The 21,065-nt window shown below is 65.4% G+C and carries 9 protein-coding genes and 1 pseudogene; 5 read left to right on the top strand and 5 right to left on the bottom strand.

What is annotated here, in order from left to right; translation table 11 throughout:
* Window positions 1-17: 17 nt before the first annotated feature.
* On the top strand, window positions 18-3,017 hold the full coding sequence (locus CIT37_RS32165; RefSeq protein WP_095425566.1) for a patatin-like phospholipase family protein: 3,000 nt from the start codon (window positions 18-20) through the stop codon (window positions 3,015-3,017).
* Between the two features lie 202 nt (window positions 3,018-3,219).
* Window positions 3,220-4,033 (top strand): annotated as a pseudogene (locus CIT37_RS32170) (class I SAM-dependent methyltransferase).
* Window positions 4,034-4,064: 31 nt separating this feature from the next.
* Here CIT37_RS32170 and CIT37_RS32175 read toward each other — a convergent pair.
* Complete coding sequence (locus CIT37_RS32175) at window positions 4,065-5,621, bottom strand: L,D-transpeptidase (protein ID WP_095425584.1); 1,557 nt, start codon at window positions 5,619-5,621, stop codon at window positions 4,065-4,067.
* A 231-nt stretch (window positions 5,622-5,852) separates the two neighbouring features.
* Entirely contained in the window at window positions 5,853-7,289 is a 1,437-nt protein-coding gene (locus CIT37_RS32180; RefSeq protein ID WP_095425567.1) for a lipopolysaccharide biosynthesis protein, read from the bottom strand.
* 329 nt (window positions 7,290-7,618) lie between these two features.
* On the opposite strand from CIT37_RS32180, the gene CIT37_RS32185 reads away from it, so the two are divergent.
* Window positions 7,619-8,686, top strand: coding sequence for an endo-1,4-beta-xylanase (locus CIT37_RS32185; RefSeq protein ID WP_095425568.1), 1,068 nt, complete (start codon window positions 7,619-7,621; stop codon window positions 8,684-8,686).
* A 10-nt stretch (window positions 8,687-8,696) separates the two neighbouring features.
* Here the strand turns inward: CIT37_RS32185 and CIT37_RS32190 are convergent, their stop codons facing one another.
* From CIT37_RS32190 to CIT37_RS32200, 3 genes are all read right to left on the bottom strand, one after another.
* On the bottom strand, window positions 8,697-9,647 hold the full coding sequence (locus CIT37_RS32190) for a DUF6492 family protein (RefSeq protein ID WP_038972056.1): 951 nt from the start codon (window positions 9,645-9,647) through the stop codon (window positions 8,697-8,699).
* Window positions 9,648-9,742: 95 nt separating this feature from the next.
* Complete coding sequence (locus tag CIT37_RS32195; protein WP_028142229.1) at window positions 9,743-10,537, bottom strand: protein-L-isoaspartate O-methyltransferase family protein; 795 nt, start codon at window positions 10,535-10,537, stop codon at window positions 9,743-9,745.
* Window position 10,538: 1 nt separating this feature from the next.
* Window positions 10,539-14,000 (bottom strand): AAA family ATPase, encoded by a 3,462-nt coding sequence (locus CIT37_RS32200; protein WP_095425569.1) that lies wholly within the window; start codon window positions 13,998-14,000, stop codon window positions 10,539-10,541.
* A 142-nt stretch (window positions 14,001-14,142) separates the two neighbouring features.
* On the opposite strand from CIT37_RS32200, the gene CIT37_RS32205 reads away from it, so the two are divergent.
* Both CIT37_RS32205 and CIT37_RS32210 read left to right on the top strand, forming a co-directional pair.
* Window positions 14,143-20,595 carry a non-ribosomal peptide synthetase gene (locus CIT37_RS32205; RefSeq protein WP_095425570.1) on the top strand — a complete coding sequence of 2,151 codons (6,453 nt, stop codon included), beginning with the start codon at window positions 14,143-14,145 and terminating at the stop codon, window positions 20,593-20,595.
* Window positions 20,596-20,734: 139 nt separating this feature from the next.
* Window positions 20,735-20,905, top strand: coding sequence for a hypothetical protein (locus CIT37_RS32210; RefSeq protein ID WP_162832248.1), 171 nt, complete (start codon window positions 20,735-20,737; stop codon window positions 20,903-20,905).
* Window positions 20,906-21,065: the final 160 nt, after the last annotated feature.

The following is a 21,065-nucleotide window of genomic DNA, read 5'->3' on the forward strand; positions in this document are numbered from 1 at the left end:
ATCATCAGGGGCGCAAGATGAGCCGAGACCAGGTCTTTGGGTTGCTCCGCAATCTCAAATGGTTCGTCGTCCTCAGCCTGGTCTTTTCTGCGATCCTGTCGCTGCCGGCGCAGATCGTCGAGCTTTATCGCATCAGCTACGCCGACCTGAAGTTCCTGAACCTCGTCCTGCTGTGGCTGACGCTCCTTCTCGTCGGCAGCCTGATATGGTTCGGCTCCGCCATGGTGGTTCTGGAGAGCCGGGCCCGGCTCTCCGGCAAACCGACGAGAATGTTCAACTGGACTGCCAGATTCGCACCGATCGTGCTGGGAGCGCTCCCGCTGATCGCAGGTGCGGCCGGGCACTTCGGCGCAATTCCGCTGCGGCTCGGCGAAGCCGACGCCAAGCTGAACGAGATCTACAACGCCCCCGGAAGCGCCTTCGACAAGTTCGACGCCTCGCTCGCCATCTCGGTCGGGCAGTCGCTGCACCGAAGCGGCTACGCAGTCCTGTTTCTCACACTTCTTGCGGCCTGCCTCTGGTACGCTGTGGGAAAGGGGCACGCGGCCGAGCCATCCTACGTTCAGCGCTTTCGCAGCCGATCGTTCCTGCTCGGCACGATTGGGCTTATCCTTGCCACCACCGCGATCTTCGCCGTCGGGCCGACGGGGTTTGCCGGCGCGCTCGGGCCCTTCGTCGTCCTCGCGCTCTTCGCCGTTTGCATCACCGCGTTCTGTACCTATGCGAGCCTCATTACCGTCCGTTCGCGCATGCCGTGGTTGCCGCTGTTTCTCGGCCTGGCGGTCGTCCTGTCCTGGATCGACTGCAACGACAACCACGGCATCCGGACACTGGACGGTCCGGCACCGGCGTCGGGCCTTGATTCGGCGACATCCGAATTCACACGATGGCTCTCACTCCGCCCCGACCGCGATCAGTTCAGCAAGGACTATCCCGTCTATGTCGTCGCCGCCCGCGGCGGCGGCATTTACGCCGCCTATCAGAGCGCGATCTTCCTGGCCCGGCTGCAGGACCTTTGTCCGGCCTTTCGCCATCACCTGTTCGCAATCAGCGGCGTATCCGGCGGGAGCATCGGCGCTTCGGTGTTCTCGTCGGCGCTTGCGACCGTTGCGCAGAAGGAGGCCGGCGAGACGGCATGCCCCAAGATCGCCAGCTATCTCGAACGGCAGTCTCCGCTGGGCGCGGCGATCGAAACGCCGGGACCGAACGAGCGGTACGTTCGACAGGCGCTTTCTGCCGACCTGCTCTCGCCGCTCATCGCCTCGACGCTGTTCGGCGACTTTCTCCAGCGCTTCATCTTCCGTCCGGTCGGACCGCTCGACCGGGCCCGCGCGCTCGAATATTCGCTCGAAAGCGCGACGAGATCCGGCGCGACGGCCGGGCCGCTGGAGCAGCCGTTCATGGCGCACTGGCTGGCGGATGGCAGCAGGCCGGCGCTGCTGCTCAACGCAACCGATGCGGCGAGCGGACGGCGCGTGGTATTTTCACCGTTCACGTTCGGGAGGGAGGCGAACGGAGACAATGTCGATTCGCTGTCGTTCTTCCAATCCCTCAAGCCGCCGGACGGCGGGCCACCCAACTCCGGTCCCATCAACGTTCCCCTGAGCACCGCCGCGTTCGTCAGCGCGCGATTTCCATGGGTCTCGCCCGCAGCCAGCGTGACGGCGAAGGACCCTTCGTCGCCCGGCATCGACAAGATGCGGCTGGTCGACGGCGGCTATTTCGAGAATTCCGGTGTCGATACGGCCATGGATCTGATCGACTCGCTGCGGGGAACCATCGCGGAGATCAACAAGTCCGCCGATGATGCGCCTGATGGTGCAGCGAAGCCGAGCCCCCGTGTCTCGATCAAACTGATCGTGCTCGGAGGCGGCAGCTATCCCGAGCGCACCTCGTTCAGTTTCGGGGAGATGCTCGAACCGATCAAGGCGCTGCTGAACACACGCGACTCCCGGGCCTACATCGCGATCAACCGCGCCGCCCGGGCGCTGTCCGCGCAGTCCTTCGCCATCGACGTCCATGGGACGCAGGAGACCAGCATCGTCAGGAATCTGCGTCTCGCGTCGCTGAGCAACCCGTACTACCCGCTCCCGCTCGGATGGACCATGTCGGACAAGACCCGCGAGATCATCGAAAAGCAGAGCGGCCGTTTTTGGGATTGTGAAGCCGGGCGAGACTTCACCCAGAGCGATCGCAGCGGCGCGACAGCGGATTGCATTCAGGTCCTGCTCGCGCACGAGCTGGATGAGACGGTCGACTTGGCCGCCCACGAGATCGCCATCGAGAACCACTATCGAGAGCTCGGCGATGCTCGTCAGGATGTTCCGTCGCGGCTCGACATCAGGGCGATCAGCCGATGCTACGCCGACGGATCGGGACTTCCGGTGAAGTCGTTCCAGGTCCATGCGCTGCAGGCGCTGCTCAGGGAATGGGACCACCATCCAGAGCTGACTGACCTGCGGCAGCTCGCCTATGTTCTCGCCACCGCGGCCTACGAAAGCTGGGATTTCAGGATGTTGTCCGAAAATCTCGTCTACAGGAACGCGACAAGGCTGACGTCCGTATTTCGTATCCCCCAGGACGAAGCGCCACGGTTCGTCAACAATCCCGAGGGTCTGGCAAACAGGATCTACAGCGGCAAGATGGGAAACACGGAGCCGGCCGACGGCTGGCGCTATCGCGGCCGAGGCATGATCCAGTTGACCGGCCGCGGCAACTATCAAAAATATGCGGCACTGATTGGCGAACCGCTCGAAGAGGAGCCGGACCTGCTGTTCAATGCCAGCGTCGCCTCCCGCGTGACCTTTGCGCTCTTTTTCGGTGGTGGCGTCAACAAGCTGACATCTTATTTCAACGACGCGCAGGACGACTGGGAAGGCGCGCGCGCCGTGGTCGCGGGACGAGCGCCGGCCCAAATACTTCGCCAACAGGCAAAACCCATCCTCACGACCGGCAAGCGATTGCTTGCCTGCCTCAGAGCTGCGCAGCCGCAGGAGACGCCGGCCAAGCTCAAATAGAGTTTGTCTTGCGGCCCCGGCCGGCTATTCTCGCAAATATTGCAGATCCCGGCTTGGGGGCCGTGATGAAATTCTTTTTTTCTTTCTTTTTCAGCGGGCTGACTATGGCATGCGTGCCCGCTGGCGCGTTTGCCGACCAGCGCATGGCGCTGGTGATGGGAAATTCGCATGTGCCCGTGTCCGAACCTTCAGCGAGGCAATCATGTCCGACACTGACAAGGTTTTCGCCGGCCTCGATTCCGAAAATCTACGACGAGTATCTCGTTCCGATGATCTTCTCTGTCTATGCGGAGGACATCGCAAGACGCATCGCCGCCCGCTCGCCCTCCGTGCTGCTCGAGATCGCCGCGGGCACAGGCGCAGTGACGCGCGCCGTGGCGGCGGCGCTGCCGCGCGGCATCCGTTACGTAGCAACCGATCTCAACGAGCCCATGCTCGCGGTCGCCGCGCAGCGCCAGAAGGACGATGACCGCATCAGCTGGCGCCAGGCGGATGCATCGGCCCTGCCCTTCGGTGATACCGAGTTCGACGCGGTCTGCTGCCAGTTCGGCGCCATGTTCTTTCCGGACCGCACCAGAGCTTACGCGGAAGTGAAGCGCGTCCTGAAGCCGGACGGCACGTTCGTGTTCAACGTCTGGGATCGGATCGAGGACAATGTGCTGACGCATGAAGCGACGGTCGCGCTCGGCAAACTGTTTCCCGACGACCCGCCGCGCTTCATGGTCCGCACGCCCCACGGCTATCACGACAGAGACGTCATCAGAGCCGACCTCGAACGTGCCGGCTTCCGCGAAATCTCGATCGAGACGCGAGCTGAAACAAGCCGCGCGGCATCGCCCGAATATGTCGCGCTCGCCCTTTGCCAGGGCACGCCGCTGCGCGGCGAGATCGAGGCGAGGGATGCCAGCACGCTTCAGGCCGCGACCGACATCGTCGCCGAGGCGATCCGGACGCGTCATGGCGCCGGACCGGTGGAGGGCAAGATTCAGGCTGTGGTGATCGAAGCGCGTCCGTAACTGCAGGTCGTCCGGGCGGCTATCCCGCGTCCTACCACCAGCTTCCCTGCATCGGCTGCGTCGACTGATAATATTGGTACTGGCCGCGCTGCCGGCGCGGATTGGCCGGCTGTACGTAGGGGTCACGCTGGTAGAAGAAGCCGAAGCCGTTACCGCCGTTGTCCCAGCCGTCATCGCTGGCGATCATGGCAGGTGCGGTCGGCTTGCGCGTGATGAAGCCGCCTTGCGGCTGGTCGCTTAACACCGCGACGAATTCGGTCCGGTAATTGGTTTCGCTGCTCAGCGGCTCGTCCGAGACGATGATGGAAGAGCGCGGCAATGCGGTCGGCCCGATGCGATCCCACACCTCTTGCGGGATGGTGATGCGGTCGAGCGCATTCCTCGCCTCGTCGCCGTTTTCGATCGTGACCACGCTCCAGCGCAGGCCCGTAGCGGACTTCGCCATCGCCGTGAAGATATGCGTGCCGATCGGCTGCTCGGGATTGCGGATCGTGACGGGGACTTCGATGCTGGTGTCGAACACCTCACCGCCGCCATCGGGTGCTGGCTTATGCGTGTTTCGCCGCACGTAGAGCTTTTGCGTCGAGCGGCTGATGTAGACCGAGACCGGCTCACCGGCGAGCTTTGCGTCGGTCGCTGCCTTCACCGCGTCGGCCTTCCTGGCCGCGGTGGCCTTCGCGGCTTCCTTCGTCGCGGCCACGGCATCGCGCTTCGGCTGCGCGGCGGCCTTGGCGGCGTCGAGCTGCGTCGCCGCGTCGGCGGCCTTGGTCGCCGCCTTCTGCTTCAATTCCTCGGCCTTGGCGCGGGCCTGATCGTTCTTGGCATTCGCGAGCGTCTTGTCGGCGAAGGCGAGCTCGGCGTCAGCGCGGGCCTTCTGCTGTTCCAGCTTGCGCAGAACGGCAGGAAGCGAAGCAGCTTCCTTCGCGGCAGCGGAAGCAGCCTTCTTGGCCTCGTCGGCAGCCCTTGTGGCCTCGTCGGCTTCGGCGGAGAGCTTGTCGGCCTGCCTGGGCGCTGCCGCGATCGCTTCCGGCTTCGGTACGAACAGCGAGGGGTGAGAGATATCGGTCGGGACCGTATCGTGCGGCGAGATGATCACCCGCATCCCGATATACGTCTTGTCGAACAGGTTCTCGGCAAAGCCGAAGGGCATGCGCACGCAGCCGTGCGAGGCGGCATAGCCGGGCAGCGGTCCGCCATGCAGCGCGATGCCGTTCCAGGTGATGCGCTGCATGTTCGGCATCCAGGCATCGTCATACATGGTCGAGCGGTGGTCCTTGTCCTTCTCGATGATGGCGAAGACGCCGGCCGGCGTCTCGCGTCCCGTTGTGCCGGTCGACACTGGCGCGCGCAGGATCCAACCATCGGCATCGTAGAACGTGACCTGCTGACTCTTGATCGACACGATCGCCATGATGGGGTCGCCGGCCTGGCGCTGGGCCACCGCCTCGGCCGGCTGGTGCGCCTGCTTGGCCGCGCTCGCCGGCGCCACCGCCGCCAGGACCGCCATTGCCGCCAATGTCACGATTCCGGGAGGCACCCGACGCCGCATCGCCTTGGTGGGTTGCGCCGTCGTCAGTCGGTTTTTCATGCCATCCTCGGTCGAAATGCCGGCCCGCTCGTGCCGATCATGTATCAGATTGCGGTCATTCAATTAAGAAATCGCAGCCGCCATACGTTCCGTCTGTGGCGATATTCGGCCCGGTCCGGCGACAAATCCCTCATATACGACGGCCTGAGCCGGCGGAAGGTCGGTTGCAGCCGCGAACCAGGTGCAGTCACTGCGGCAGAATGTCCGGCTGTGCCGGCGAGGACACGCCCGTCAGACGCCCAGAGCCTTACGGTTGAAGCCTCGCAGGAAGCGCAGCGACAGCGTCCGGACATTGGCGACGTTGAGCAGCCAGGCCGCTCCGACATAGGCAAGGCCGCCGGCGAGGCTGACGATGACGAGCGCCACGAAGCCGGTGCCGCCCGCTTGCGACCGCGCAGCCAGGATCGCAGCCACCATCGCCGCAGCGGAGGCCGCAATACCGGCGAGGCGGCCGAGGTCGAACGGGACCGGGTGGGCGCGATGCATCAGGACGACGGCAACGAGGAAGCCGAGCGCCTCGGTCGCAAGCGTCGCCAGCGCCGCGCCGTAAAGGCCGTAGCCGGCGACCAGCGCGAACATCAGGACCACGCTGACCACCAGCGTGAGGAAAGATTGCGCCGCCAGCATGAACGGCCGCTCGGCCAGCTGGAAGCTGATCTGCACGTAGAACTGATTGGCGATACCGAAGAAGCGGGCAAGCACCAGGGTCGGCAGCAGCGCCGACACGCCGGCGCGGAAGTCGACGCCGACGAGCGTGCCGGCGACCTGATCCGCTGCCAGCGCGAGCCAGATCGCAACGGGCGTGACGACGACGAGCAGCAGCTCGAGACTTTCAGTCAGCCGCTCCCGCGTCGTCTCCTTGCTGTTCTCGGACAATGACCGGAACACCAGCGGCACGGTGGCCGCGGCGACGCTGGAGGCGATCATGACCATGAACTGGCGCGGCAGGTCGGCGGCAACGCCGAAGATGCCGGCGGCGTCCTTGCCGAGCAGATAGGCGACAATCAGCCGGTCGCAGGCCGAATAAACTGCGACGGAAAGCCCGGCGAGCGTCAGCGGCAAGCCGTAGCGCGCGAGCTGCATGAACTGGCTGCGCTGGAAGCGGGCAATCTTCGTGCGGTCGCCGACGAGGTTCAGGATGATGCCGGTGAGCGACCCCAGGCCGAACGCGGCCAGCAGGCCCAATCCACCCCAGCCGAGCCAGATGCCGAGGAGGCCGAAGCCGACGCTCGACACGCTGCGCACGATCGAAATCGCGGCAAACCGGTAGGGTCGCAACTTGGCGCGTTCGAACTCCTGGCCGACATCGACCGCATTGGCCATGATCGCGACGAACATGCTGGCGAGCAGCAGCTCGACACTGAGGTCGCTGCGGAACAGGAAGACCAGCGGGGTCGTGGCGCAGAGCACCGCGACCGTGAGCCCGAAAGCCACCATCGCCGTGCCGCGAAAATCCACCTCCGCCGACATCGCCTGATAACGCGACACCGACAGCTTGATCCAGGCGAAGAAGATCGCACCCAGAATGCCGGCGAGGCTGATGCCGACGACATAGACGCCGTACTCCGCCGGCGTCAGCAGCCGCGTATAGGCCGTGACCGCGAAGAAGCCCACCGCCGCAGGCAGGATGTAGGCGACGAGATAAATCGAGAAATGGCGGTTCAGCATGCGAGCATGGGACCGGCAACGGTCTTGCGAGTGTGGCGGCCGTTCATCAATGGGGCCTTGAATGTGGCCTTAAATGGGACCTTGGCGGGGCGAGCGAATGCGCCGCAGCATCGCTCAAGAGTGTCACATAAGTCTGCAGATCGGGCGGCGAATGAAGCCTTGAAGCCGCTTTCGCGCGTTAGCGTTAAATTTGCCCTTCCTCGGATGGCAAGGCGCGATCACGAAAAGGAACCGACTTCCAAGCGGCAGAGGTTAACCCAACAAGCCGAAACCCCGGCGTCGCGAGGCGCCGCTTGGTACGATGGTGCGTTGGTTCGAAAAGGACTGAAGTGACCAGGCTCGACAGACGCGAATTTCTCCTCGGCAGCGCCGCAGCACTCGCGGCGGGCGCATCCGCGTCGGCGGCGCCGGCGTCGAAACTGGCGCAGCGCCGTCCGGGGTTCGGCGCAGCGGCCACGCTCTGGGACCTGCAAGCCGATCCCAGGCTCGGCGAAGCCATCGGCACCTATTGCACCCAGGTCGTCCCGGTGCTCGAGTTGAAATGGCCGATGCTGCGGCCGAATGCGCACACGTTCAATTTCGAGCGCGCCGACGCGATTCTGGATTTTGCGCGGGACAACGATCTGACGATGCGCGGCCACGCGCTGGCCTGGTATCACGACATTCCGGACTGGGCCAAGCAGATCAGGGACACCCGCGGCGTCGAGCGCGCCTATGTCGACCACATCGGCACCGTCGTCTCCTACTACAAGGACAAGCTGACCTCGTGGGACGTCGTCAACGAGCCGATCCCGGACAATCCCCGCAGTCCAAAGGACCGGCGCGACACGTTCTGGACGCAGCATCTCGGTCAAGGCTGGATTCCGCTGGCGTTCCGCACGGCGGCTGCGGCAGATCCGTTCGTCAAGCTCGCGATCAACGAATATGACATCGAGTCGGCCAAGGACTCCTTCATTGCCAAGCGCGCGGCTTACCGCAATCTGATCATGGACCTGCTCGACCAGGGCGTCCCCCTGCACGCCGTCGGGCTGCAATCGCATCTGCATGCCGAGCTCGAGATCGACACCCATGGGCTCGCCGAGTTCGTCACCGAGCTGCGCTCGTGGGGACTTGAGGTGTATGTCACCGAGCTCGACGTCGACGACCAGAAGCTGACCGGAAACCCGGCGGAGCGCGACGCCATCGTCGCCAAGCGCGTCAACGACCTGCTGACGGCGATCTCGACCAGCGGCCCGGTGCGTTCGATCCTGACCTGGGGCCTCTCGGATCGCTACAGCTGGATCAACGGCACCTTCGCCCGCGCGGACAAGCAGCCGAACCGGCCACTGCCGCTCGACGGCGAGTTCAAGCCGAAGCCGTTCATGGACGTGATCAGCAAGTTCACGAAGGATGCCTGAACGCGCGAGCTTAGCCGCGCGTCTTCACCTCGAACTCGGCCGCCTCTCCCATATCTTCGGGCGACAGGCTCGGAGCCCGGCGATCGCGCGAGCTGAGGCGGAACACGTCGCGGATGTCCTCGACCGAGGTCGACGAATAGGACTGGATGCAGAGCGCGACCTGCTCGGGCGAAGCGGCACGCATCAGCGCTTCGATAGCCGGGCGGTCGAGCGGCGTATCGTCCCAATGCGAGACCGCGATGCTGTCTTCGGTGACCCGATGGGCGGCAAGATGCGCGGGCGAGTTCGCGACAAAGTGGCCGTACATCAGATATTCCGAGAACTTCTTCTTCCGGCACAGCGCCAGAACCCAGTTCAAGCCGGTCGCCGACTTGATTTGCGCAGTCATCGCGCGCGCGGTGTCCTTGTCCCAGACCAACGCATTGCCGACATAATCGTCGGCGGGGAAGGAGCGGTTCTTGATGCCGAGCAGCTGATCGACGGTGCGCAGCCACAGCCCATGCAACGGGTGGTCAGCACCGATGTCCTTCGGCGTGACGAACAGCGGCGTCTTCTCAGCCCCGGCATATTGCCCGACGTCGAATTCGCGGAAGAACAGATTGTCCGAATCCAGGATGCAGATGCGCTGCTCGGGCGCGTTGAGGACGCCGGCAATCTTCAGGATCTGCTGGATGTGCCAGCCGTGCACCGGCGAGGACAGCAGCGACAGCCAGACGCGGCGCTTGCTGATGAACTGAAGCGCCGGCGGCAGCGCAAACAGCCATTTCGGCAAGTAGCGCGAAGCCGGAACGATGACCCGCTTGTCGGAGGCGAAGCGCTCGAACAACGGCACGTCTTCATCGTTAACGAGAACATAATGCCGCGTGTATCCCGTGAGCCAGGTATCGATGCTCTCGCTGAGCAGCGAAAAGCGTTCGATATCCTTGGCATAGCTGGCGGTCAGCAGGGCAACGGAATGCATGGAGCGCGCTCAAATGGCCATCAGGCCGTACTCATAGCGGCGTCGGGGTGCGTTGGATACTTCCATTCGCAATCAAGGTAAAATGAAACGAAGCGTTAGCCATCCGACGGCAGTCCCTGCTCGATGCCGCGAAAGCGCAGCGGCGCCAGCGCTGAGGCCCGCTGCCACCAGTCGGCGACGCGGTCGTCGAGCGCGGTCGTGCCCCGGCCGTGGCCGGGGAAGATCCGGATCTGCTGCACCGCCTCGGCTTCGTACCCCCTGCCCTTGCGCGTGATCTTGAGGGAGGCGCCTTCACGGTCCCGCTGGGTCAGCGGCACCAACAGGCGGCCGCGCGGCCGAAGCGCCTCGAGCCAGAGCGGATGCGGATGTGAGAAGCCGGCGTGGATGATGATCACGTCAGCGGGCTCGCGGATCTCCTCACATCCATCGCCATGAAACACGATGACGTTGCGATAGGGGCGAAGATAGTTCGCAGCACGGAACGCCAGGCGCTGGTCGCAATCGACCGCCATCACGCGCCCTTTCGGACCGACCATCTTCGACAGGATCGCAGTGAAATAGCCGAGCCCGCAGCCGATCTGGACCACGCGGTCCTTCTCCTTGATGTCGAGCACGTCGATAAGATGGGCCCACAGGCTCGGCAGCCCGGTGTCGAGCTTGCGGCGCGCGTCGATCGCGACCAGCACGTTGTCATAGAGATGAACCGGATCCGCATCGGGCGTCAGCCGGTAGCTGCGCGCCGCCTCGCTCTTGATGCGCCAGCGGCCCCTCGGCAGAAAGTCTTCGCGCGGGACGGCGGCGAGCGCTTCGAGCAGGCGCTTTGAGGCAATCCGCTCGCGCTTTGCAATCAGCTCGACGTAACGCGCTCGCGCGGCGGCAAGATCACTCATGTCAGGGATCGGCGCGTTCGCGGACCGGTGCGTCCGCACCGAGCTCCTTGACGAGCTGCACCGCCTGCTTCAGGTCCGGGGTGTAAAAGCCCTCGCTGAACTTGCCGACAACGGGCACGAGCAGCAGACTCGCGTGCTCGCGCCTGCCGGCCTGATGCGACAGGCGCGCGAGGCTGACGGCCGTGCGAAGCTCCCAGGACAACGCGCCCTGCTTGCGCGCGATCTCCAGCGACAGCGCGAACAGATCGCCGGCCTCCTGCGCCGAGGCCGGGTCGCCGTCCGACAGCGTGATCTCGCCTTGCAGGCGATAGACTTCGGCGAGATAGGAGTGATCGCCGGTCCGCCGCGCGGTCGCGAGCGCACCGTCAAGCGCGCGCAAGGCGGCCTCGCGCATCCCGACCTTGGCGTAGGCTTCCGCAAGCAGGCAGCGGAACCAGCAGCCGGCGAGCCAGGAATCCATCGCCTCGTACTCGTCGAGGCCGAAGCGCATCTGGCTGAGGCCTTCATCGGCCTCGCCGAGTTGCGTCAGCGCCCAGCCGCGCAGGATCGCCGCCTGCTGTTTCCAATGCAGGAAATTATGTTCGGTGGCGATGATCATGGCGCGGTTGGCATGATCGCGCGTGCCCTCGACGTCGCGCAAATGCTGGCAGAGATACGCACCGAACACGAGCGCGAAGGCGAGCGTGAAGGGATGGCGGATCTTCTCGGCATTCGCGATCGCCTGCTCGCTGTGCTGGCGCGCCGCGTCGGGCCGGCCGAGGAACCACAGCAGGTAGCCGAGATAGGACAACGAGACGACGCCGGGATCGGTGCCGTGCCGCTCCATCAGATCGGAGTGCAGATCGGGGCTGTAGAGATTGATGCAGCGGTGCAGATGATGCTGGGAAGCTGCAAAACGGCCGCGATAGAGCATGGTCATCGCGATCGAGCGGTGCGCCTCGATCAGATAGCCGGTCTGCTGCGCCGGCTGCGTCCGCTCGTTGAGCCGCTCGCGCTTGGCGAATTTCAACAGCTCGACGCTGAGATCGTGCGCGCGGGTGAGATCGGCGCGGATGAAGTGGCAGACCCACAGGCCGCGGGTGGCGGCAAAGATCTTTTCGTCGTCGTCGAGCTGCTGGCCGAGCTCGAGCGCGCGGATGTAGTTCTCCTCGACCTCCTGGACCGCGTAGCCCTTGGCGGCGATCAGCGCGTTGCCGAGCGCGATGCGCAGCTCGAGCTCCATCTCGTCCGCGCCCTGCATCCGCGCATTGGCCTGCACGACGCTGAGACCGCGGCGCAGATGGCCGATCGCCTCCAGATTGGCACCGCTCTTGGCCGCCTGCTTGCCGGCCTTGAGCCAGAAGCTCGCGGCGCCCTCGCTCTGGCCGGATTCGGTCATGTGATGGGCGAGCAGCTCCGGTTCGCGCTCGGTCTTCTCCGGATACATCTCGGCAAGCACCTGGGCGATCCGCGAATGCAGCTTGCGCCGCTCGCTGTGCAGCAGGCTCGCATGCGCGGCGTTCTGGATCATGACGTGCTTGAAGGAGTAGAGCGCATCGGGCGGAAGACCGCGGCGCATGATCAGCCCGGCCTGCTCCAGATGATTGAGCGCCGCCTCGATCTGTTCGGCCGGCGTGTTGGCGACGGCATGCAGCGTCTCGTAGGAGAACTCGCGGCCGATGGTGGCGCCGATCTGCGCGATGCGCTTGAACGGCCCCATCCGGTCCAGCCGCGCCATCAGCGAGTCGGTCAGGGTTGCCGGGATCGCGAGCTGCCGCCACGGGCCCGACAGCACGTAGCGCCCATGCCGCTCGGTCAGCAGGTTGGATTCGAGGACCGTCTTGGTCAGCTCCTCCAGGAACAGCGGCACGCCGTCGGTCTTGACGATGATCTCCTCGACGACCTCCTTGGGCAGCTCTCTGCCGGCGACGCGCTCCACCAGCGTGGTGCGCAGCTGCCGGCTCAGGCGGTTCAGCACCAGCGTCGTGATGTGCGAATGCGCGTTCCAGCTCGGCTGGAATTCGGACCGCGCTGTGATGATGGCCAGGATCGGCCGGTTCTGCACCCGGTCGACCAGGAGATCGATCACCTCGCGGGAGGTCGGGTCGATCCAGTGCAGATCCTCGAACGCGATCACCAGCGGCATCTCGCGCGCAAGGCCGAGGAAATGATTGACCAGCGCCCCGACGGTCGCATCCTTCTGCTGCTGCGGCGACAGCTCGAGCCGCGGATAGCGGTCGCCGGTCGGTATCGACAACAGCGCGGCAAACAGCGGCGTGACCTGCTCGATGTCGCCATGAGCGGCGGCAATCGCGCTCTCCAGGCTCGCCAGCGACAGCGCGGAGGCATCCTCGCGGTCGAGGCCAAGGGAGAATTTGAGCTGCTCGGCGAACGGATAGAATGCAGTGGACGTGTAATAGGGCGAGCACTGGAACGAGACCTGTCCATGCCGGTCGCCCGATATCCGCTCGAATATCTCCTGGATGATGCGCGACTTGCCGATGCCGGGCTCGCCGAACTTGACCACGACCTGACCGTCACCATCCTTGGCCTGCTCCCAGCGGCCCATCAACAGCGCGATCTCCTCCTCACGGTTGACCAGCGGCGTCAGTCGCGTGCCCATGGCGGCGGCGAATCGGGTCTCCACCCGCGAGGCGCGCACAACGTGCCAGGCCTGCGTCTTCTCGGATATCCCCTTCAAGGCGTGGACCCCGAGATTGCGGTAGTCGAACTTCCCCTTCAGCAGCGACTGGGTCGATGAGGAAATCACCACGCCATTGGGCGGCGCGAGGCCCTGCAGGCGCGCGGCGAGATTGACGGTTTCTCCGACCGCGGAGTCGCGCTCTTCGGTACCCTGTCCGACGAGGTCGCCGACCACGACGAGGCCGGTCGCGATCCCGATGCGGACGGCGGGTGCGTGGCTGAGCCCACCGCGCAGCTCGGTCGCGCGTGCGGTCGATAGCAATCGCACGATCTCGAGCCCGGCGCGCACCGCGCGCTCGGCATCGTCCTCATGCGCGGTCGGATAGCCGAAATAGACGAGGATACCATCGCCGACGAAACGGGCGGCAAAGCCCTCGTAATGCTTGACCACGCGGACGCAGGTTTCGCGGAAGCTCGCGATCATGTCGCGGACGTCTTCCGGATCGAACTGCACGGACAGCGAGGTGGAATCCACCATGTCACAGAACATGGTGGTGAGCTGACGCCGTTCAGCGCCGACCTCGGTGCGGGTTTGCGGCACCATTGTCGCGGGCGCCTCGGCCGTTTCCGCCTGGAACAGCGCCGCCATCGCCCGCTGCAGCCGCTTGCGATCGCCGAGCGGCAATCCGAGCTCGACCAGATCGGATTCGGTCAGGTCGCCCATGACGTCGAGATCGAGACGGTGCTGTGCGAAGAGATCGGTGTAATGGCCGAGGCCGACGCCCTCGAGCCAGCGCTTCAGCCCGCCATCCGTTCCCGTGTCCGGCTCATTCTCCAGCATGGTGATTTCCGCCCGACCATAATTCCGTCGAAGGGCTTAGGGCCCCTCAACCACAGATTTTGCGGCCAAAACTTCACCTCAGACTGGACGCGTTCCCTGACTTCTTGGAAGAATAGCTCAATCGGATCAAAAGGGAACGGAATTGTCGGACGTCACACTCCCAGCCCCGGAGGAATCAAGCGGCACGGCAGCCGAAACCAACACATTCGCCCATATCGGCGGCGTTCTCGATTTCTACGCCCGCAAGACGCCAGCGGCACCCGCCCTCCTCGCCCCGGGTCGGCCCGTCCTCAACTACGGCGCGCTTGGCGAGGTGACGCAAAATCTTGTCGGCACGCTGCGCCGGCTCGGCATCACCACTGCCGACCGGATTGCGGTTGCATTGCCGCGCGGCGCCGACAGCGCGCTGGCGCTGATCGCGGTTGCCTCGAGCGGCGCCTGCGTCCCCGTCAATCCCGATCTGACCGCGGACGAGCTGCAGCGCTATTTCAGCGAACTGAAGCTGACCGCGCTCTTGACCCGGGCCGACATGAACTCGGCGAGCCGCGACGTCGCCAAGGCGCTGGATATCGCGGTGATCGATTTCGTGCCGGGACCGCAAGACGATCTGGGCGGCTGCAAATTCATCGGTCCGACGGTCGGGCCGGTGGCGGCCGGGGGCGCCTCGCGCGGCGACGACGATGCGTTCATCCTGTTGACGTCGGGCACGGCAGCGCGGCCGAAGATGGTGCCGCTGACGCATCGCAATGTATGCCTGTCCGCCGCCAATGCCGGCCGCGTGCTGTCGCTCACCTCTCACGATCGCCTGCTCAACGTCCTGCCGCTGTTTCACGCCCATGGCTTGATCTCCGGCCTTCTGACGGCGTTGGCCGCAGGCTCCAGCGTGATCTGCACCGACGGTTTCGATGCACCGTCCTTCTTCGGCTGGATGCGGGAGCTGCAACCGACCTGGTACACCGCCGTGCCGACCATTCACCGCGCGCTGCTGACGGCGGCGGAATCCGACCCGGACCGCGCCCGATCGTCGTCGCTGCGCGTGATCCGCTCGGCCTCGGCCTCGCTCGCGCCCACGATCCTCGAAGGGCTGGAGGCGACGTTCGGCGTTCCCGTGCTCGAGACCTACGGCATGACCGAAGCGGCCTCGCAGATCGCAGCCAACCCGTTCGAGCTGCGCAAGGTCGGATCGGTCGGGCGCGCTGCCGGCCCCGAGATCGCCATCATGGACGAGACGGGCCGCGCACTTGCGAGCGGCGAGCGTGGCGAGATCATGTTGCGCGGACCGAACGTGAGCCGCGGCTATTACAACGACGAGGCGGCGACGCAGGCCGCCTTCCGCAACGGCTGGTTCCGGACCGGCGATCTCGGCTATCTCGACGCTGACGGCTATCTCTTCATCGTCGGCCGCATCAAGGACGTCATCAACCGCGGCGGGCAGAAGATCTCGCCGCTCGAGGTGGAAGAGGTCCTGCTCAGCCATCCGGCCGTGCTGGAGGCTGGCGTGTTCGCGGTGCCGCACGAAAAGCTCGGCGAAAACGTCGCCGCCGTCGTGGTGCTGCGACCGGATGCCGAGGCGACCTCGGATCACCTGCGCCAGTTCGCGCGCAAGCGGCTCGCTGCCTACAAGGTGCCGAGCTTGATCCGCAGCGTGGCAGCCCTGCCGAAAGGCGGCAGCGGCAAGGTCAAGCGCAACGCGCTGGCCGAGCTGATCGCCGAGCCGGAGGACGGCGACGAGGCGCGGCTGCCCCGCACCGCGCTGGAGACACAACTCGCCGCGATCTGGGCCGGCCTGTTGGAGCTGCCGCAGGTCGGCGTCGATCAGGACGTCTTCGCGCTCGGCGCGGATTCGCTCGCAGTGACGCAGATGCGCTCTCGTCTGCGCGAACGCTTCAACATCGACTTCTCGTTCGAGGACATCTTCGATTGCGCCACGGTCGCCGCGCTTGCAGCCCGGATCGATACCGCCGCAAGCCGGCATGGGGCGGCACTGCCGGCCTGGCGGCAGGTGACGGAAGCAGACGCGCCGCTCTCGTTCCAGCAGCAGCGGATGTACGTGCTCTCGCGGCTCGATCCGACCCGCTACAATTACAACGTCGTCGAAGTCGCCGTGCTCAAGGGCCAGATCGACGTCGCCGCACTTCAGGCAAGCCTTGCGGCGATCTGCGCACGCCACGAGGCGCTGCGCTCGGTCTTCATCGAGCGGCAGGGCGAACCGGCGCAGCTCGTGCTGCAATCGCCGCCGCGGTTCGAGCGGATCAAGCTCAAGCCGTGTCCTGCCGACAAGCGGGCCGCAGTGATCAGGCGCGAGGCGCTCAAGCTCGCGCAATATCCGTTCGACCTGGCGCGCGAGCCGCCGCTGAAAGTCACCCTGCTGTCGTTCGATAGGACGAGCCATGCGCTGGTGGTCAATGTCCATCACCTCGTCACCGACGGCTGGTCGCAACGCCTGTTCTGGGAGGAGCTTGCCGCCCACTATGCCGCCGCACACGAGAAGAGCGTGGCGGCCCTGCCCGCGCCAGCTTTTCAATATCGCGACTTCGCGCTCTGGCAGCAGAGCTGGGCACAGACGCCGGCAGCCAAGGACCAGCTCGACTATTGGCGAGGCCAGCTCGACGGCGTCACCACGCTGCCGCTTCGGACCGACCGGCCAAGGCCGGAGGCCTGGAGCGGTCACGGCGCTCGCCACTATTTCGCGTTCTCCAAGGCTCTCTCGGGCGATGTCCGCGCATTGAGCCAGGATCAGGGCGTCACGCCCTTCATGACGCTGCTCGCGGTCTTCCAGTGCCTGCTGTTCCGCCACACCGGGCATGAGGACGTCGCGACGGGATCGCTGATCGCCAATCGCAACCAGATCGAGAGCGAGCGCCTGATCGGGTTGTTTGCCAACACGCTGATCCTGCGCAACGATTTTGGCGGCGACCCGAGCTTCGGCGAGATGTTGCGGCGGGTCCGGCAGGTCACGCTCGATGCCTACCGCAACCAGGACCTTGCGATCGAGGAGGTGTTGCGCGCATTGCAGATCGCACGCCGCAGTGACGGCAATCCGCTGTTCCGGATCATGTTCATCCTCCAGAACGCCTCGATCGAGGCGGCACGCTTTCCCGGCCTCTCGACGCGGCGGCTGGAGATCGACCCGAAAGTGGCGCGCTTCGACATCACGCTCGAGCTGGTCGAGGCCGACGGCCACTTCACCGGCTTCTTCGAATACGCCACCGACCTGTTCGACGCCGCGACGATCGACGGCATGGCCGCGCAGTTCAAGACAATGCTCAAGGCTGCCATCGCTAATCCGGAGCAGCGCATCTCGCGCCTGCCGCTCCTCAACCAGGCCGAACGCCGGCAATTGCTGGCGACAGGCCGGGGCGTGCCGGCCAATTTCACCACCCGCGGCAATGTGAGTGAACGCTTCGACCGCCAGGCCAGGACGACGCCGACCGCCATCGCGGTAACGGACGGACACACCTGCCTGAGCTATCGCGAGCTGGCGCGCCGCAGCCGGTCGGTTGCGCGCTGGCTTGTGCGCGAAGGGATCGGTGCCGAGAGCGTGGTGGCCTTGCTTGCGGATCGCGGCCCCGACTTGCTCGCCGCGATGATCGGGGTGCAGCGCGCGGGCGCGGCCTTTCTCAATCTCGATCCCGATCTTCCACCGGCGCGGCTCACGACCATTCTCGGATCGAGCTGCGCCCGCATGCTGCTGACCGGCCGCGCGCGGTCACCCATGGTCGGCCCGCTGCTCGAACCGCTGGTCGAGCGCATCCCGGTGGCCGAACTCGAAGATACGATCGCCCCGGGATCGACCAAGCCGGCCCGTGCGGTACGGCGCGCAGCCTCCGGCCTCGCCTATCTCATCTATACGTCCGGCTCCTCCGGCGCGCCGAAGGGCGTCATGATCGAGCAGCGCGGCCTGTCGAACCATCTGGCCTCGCTCATCTCCGAGCTCGGCCTCTCCGCCAGGGACGTCATCGCGCAGTCCGCGCCACAGAGCTTTGTCATCTCGGTCTGGCAGTTCCTGGCGGGGCCGATGGTCGGCGCGCGCGTACATGTCTGCGACAATGCGGTCGTGCAGGACCCGATCCTGCTGGCGCGGGAGATCGAGCGCGAAGGCATCACGGTGCTCGAGATCGTCCCATCGCTTTTGCGCGTCATCGTCGAACGGATGAACGAGGCGCAGGTCCAGCGCGCCTTTGCGAGATTGCGCCTCCTGATCTCGACCGGCGAGCCGCTGCCCGTCGAGCTCTGCCGGGCCTGGTTCGCCCGCTGCCCGAAAGTGCCGCTGATCAACGCCTATGGCGCGTCGGAATGTTCCGACGACGTCTCCCTGCACCGCTTGACCAAAGCGCCGGCGACCGCGACGGGCAACGTTCCGGTCGGCGCGCCGCTGCCGAACACCCAGCTCTACGTGCTCGACGCCAACCTGCAGCCGCAGCCGGTTGGCGTGACCGGCGAGCTTTGCATCGGCGGCGCAGGCATCGGCCGCTTCTATGTCAACGATCCCGCGCAGAGCCGGCAGCGCTTCCTGCCCGATCCGTTCTCGCGCCAGCCAGGCGGTCGGCTTTACCGCACCGGCGATCTTGCCCGTCGCCGCGCCGACGGGACGATCGAATGCCTCGGCCGCGCCGACCATCAGGTCAAGGTCCGCGGCTACCGTATCGAACTCAAGGAGATCGAGAACGCGCTGGCCGACCATCCGGGCGTGCGGGCCGGCATCGTCGAGCCGCGCCGCGAGGCGAGCGGCGACGTCAGGCTGATCGCCCATATCGTCGCAAAGCCCGACAGCCGGATCAGCGCCAGCGAGCTGCGCGAATTCCTGAAGAGCCGGTTGCCGGGCCACGCCATCCCGTCCGCATTCCTGTTCCTGGATCACGTACCGCTCAATGCCCATGGCAAGATCGACCGGTCCGCACTGCTGGCGCCGACGCAGCACGAGGCGCCCGGACCGGACGCGCCCGTGCCGGCGCGGCGCTTTACTGAAAAGGTGCTGTCCGACATCTGGATCGACCTGCTCAAGGTGGAAAGCCTCGGCGTCACCGACAATTTCTTCGACCTCGGTGGCCATTCGCTGCTGGCGGGCCAGGCGATGGCGCGCATCGCCCGCGCGCTCGGCGTATCGCTACCGATCAAGACCATCTTCGAGGCACCGACGATCGAGGAGCTTGCCCGGCGGGTCGACCAGGCCATGGCGGCGACGCCGCGCAAGCCTGTCGCAAGCGTGACGAGCCTGGCTGAAGCGAGCCGGGCCGACAGCGGCGGGCCAACGCTCTCGATCGCACAGGACCAGATGTTGCGGATCGAGCAGAACCTCCCGGGGTTGCCGCTGTTCAACCTACCCTTCGCCTTCCGTCTTCAGGGTCCGCTCGATGCGGCCGCCCTGGCACAGGCGATCGAGGACCTCGTGCGCCGGCACGAATCGCTGCGGACCGCGTTCGGCTGGAACGGCGTGGAGCCGGTCAGCCATATCGCCGCACCCGGATCCCTCGGCCGTGTCCTGACCATCGAGACGATCGGCGACGGTCACGCTCACAATAACAAGCGGCGCAAGGCCCTGGAGCTCCGGAAGATCGATCTTCTGATCCAACAGGAGACCTCTACGCCGGTCGACACGTCGCGCGCGCCGCTGCTCCGCGCCCGGGTGTTGCGGCTCCACGACGACGATCACGTGCTGCTGCTGACGCTGCATCACGCCATTGTCGACGGCTGGTCGATCGGCGTGCTGTTCGAGGAATTGTCGAGCCGCTATGCGGCGTTGGCCGGATATCCGTCGGCGCCGCTGCCGAGCCCGCCCCCGGCCTTTTCGGACGTCGCACGCTGGCAGCGCTGGTGGTGCGGCACGGACGCCGCCCGCCGGCAGGCGGCGGATTGGACGGAAAATTTGCGCGGCGCGGTCCCTGTCTTCGACGGCGAATCGAGCCCGGGCGCGTCCACCGGGCATCATCCGGTCAATCTGGATCGTGAGCTGCTCAGCCGGCTCACGGCGTTCGCCGGGCGGCACAATTGCACGCTGTTCATGTGCCTGCTCACCGGTCTGAAGGCCTTGCTGCTGGCCCGGACGGGTCGCACCGACATCTCTATCGCCACCGCCATGGCCAATCGCGCCCAGCCGGACACCGACCGAATCGTCGGCCCGTTCGAGAACACGGTGATCGTCCGCACCAAGATCACGCCGGAGCTGTCGTTCACGCAGGCGCTGGTGCGGGTACGCCAGAGCGTGCTCGACGCGCATGCGCGCCAAGAGCTGCCCTTCAACATCCTGGCTGACCATCTGGAGCGCGAGGGGATCGATCCGGCCTCGCTGCTCCAGGTCTATTTCACGCTGCAAAACCCGCTGCGCCAGCCGCTCGATCTGCCGGATCTCACGACAGGATCGATCGGCAACATCGCACGCGAAGGTCAGCCGGTGCTCCCGATCGACCAGACCTGGCTGTCGCTGATGCTCAAGGAGCGCCCGACCGGCATCACCGGCTCATGCAATTACAAGCACGAGCTGCTCGACGGCCGCACGGTCGGCGCGTGGATGGAGGATCTCGTTGCGCTGCTGGGGGCCGCCGTCGCCCAGCCCAACACGCCGCTCGACGGATTACTCGCGCGCAACGCGGCGTGAGCGGATGACATCACGGACGAATACGGGTTCACTCGTCAAAGCTGTGCATGACCAAGTTGCATCTTGATTATTTGGCGTCGTCGCGCAAGATTATTCCGGCGTTTTGATTTGGACGATTATTTTCAACCGGGGGAGTGTTATGGGTTTCATCAAATTTACCAAGGGTACCTCGTTGAGCGACAAGGACCGCAAGGCCCTCCAGAAGCTGCTCGGTGCCGAGAAGAAGAAACTCCAATCCGCGCTGAAGGACGTCGACGCCAGCCTTTCGGTGCTTGGCGGCTCGAAGAAAGCCAAGAAGAAGAAGAGGTAAGATTCGTCGGCCGGGACGCCGTACGAATCTTCAAGCTTCGCTTTTCGGGGATGGGCCGCTCGCGTGTCGAGTTAAGGTCTCGCACAAGCTTGCGCCTGTAAACCGGCCTGCAAATCGACAAGAATTCGCCCGGGTGGACCGCTAGAAGCGGTCCGCTTGA

The sequence above is a fragment of the Bradyrhizobium ottawaense genome, from assembly GCF_002278135.3.
Taxonomy (GTDB): domain Bacteria; phylum Pseudomonadota; class Alphaproteobacteria; order Rhizobiales; family Xanthobacteraceae; genus Bradyrhizobium; species Bradyrhizobium ottawaense.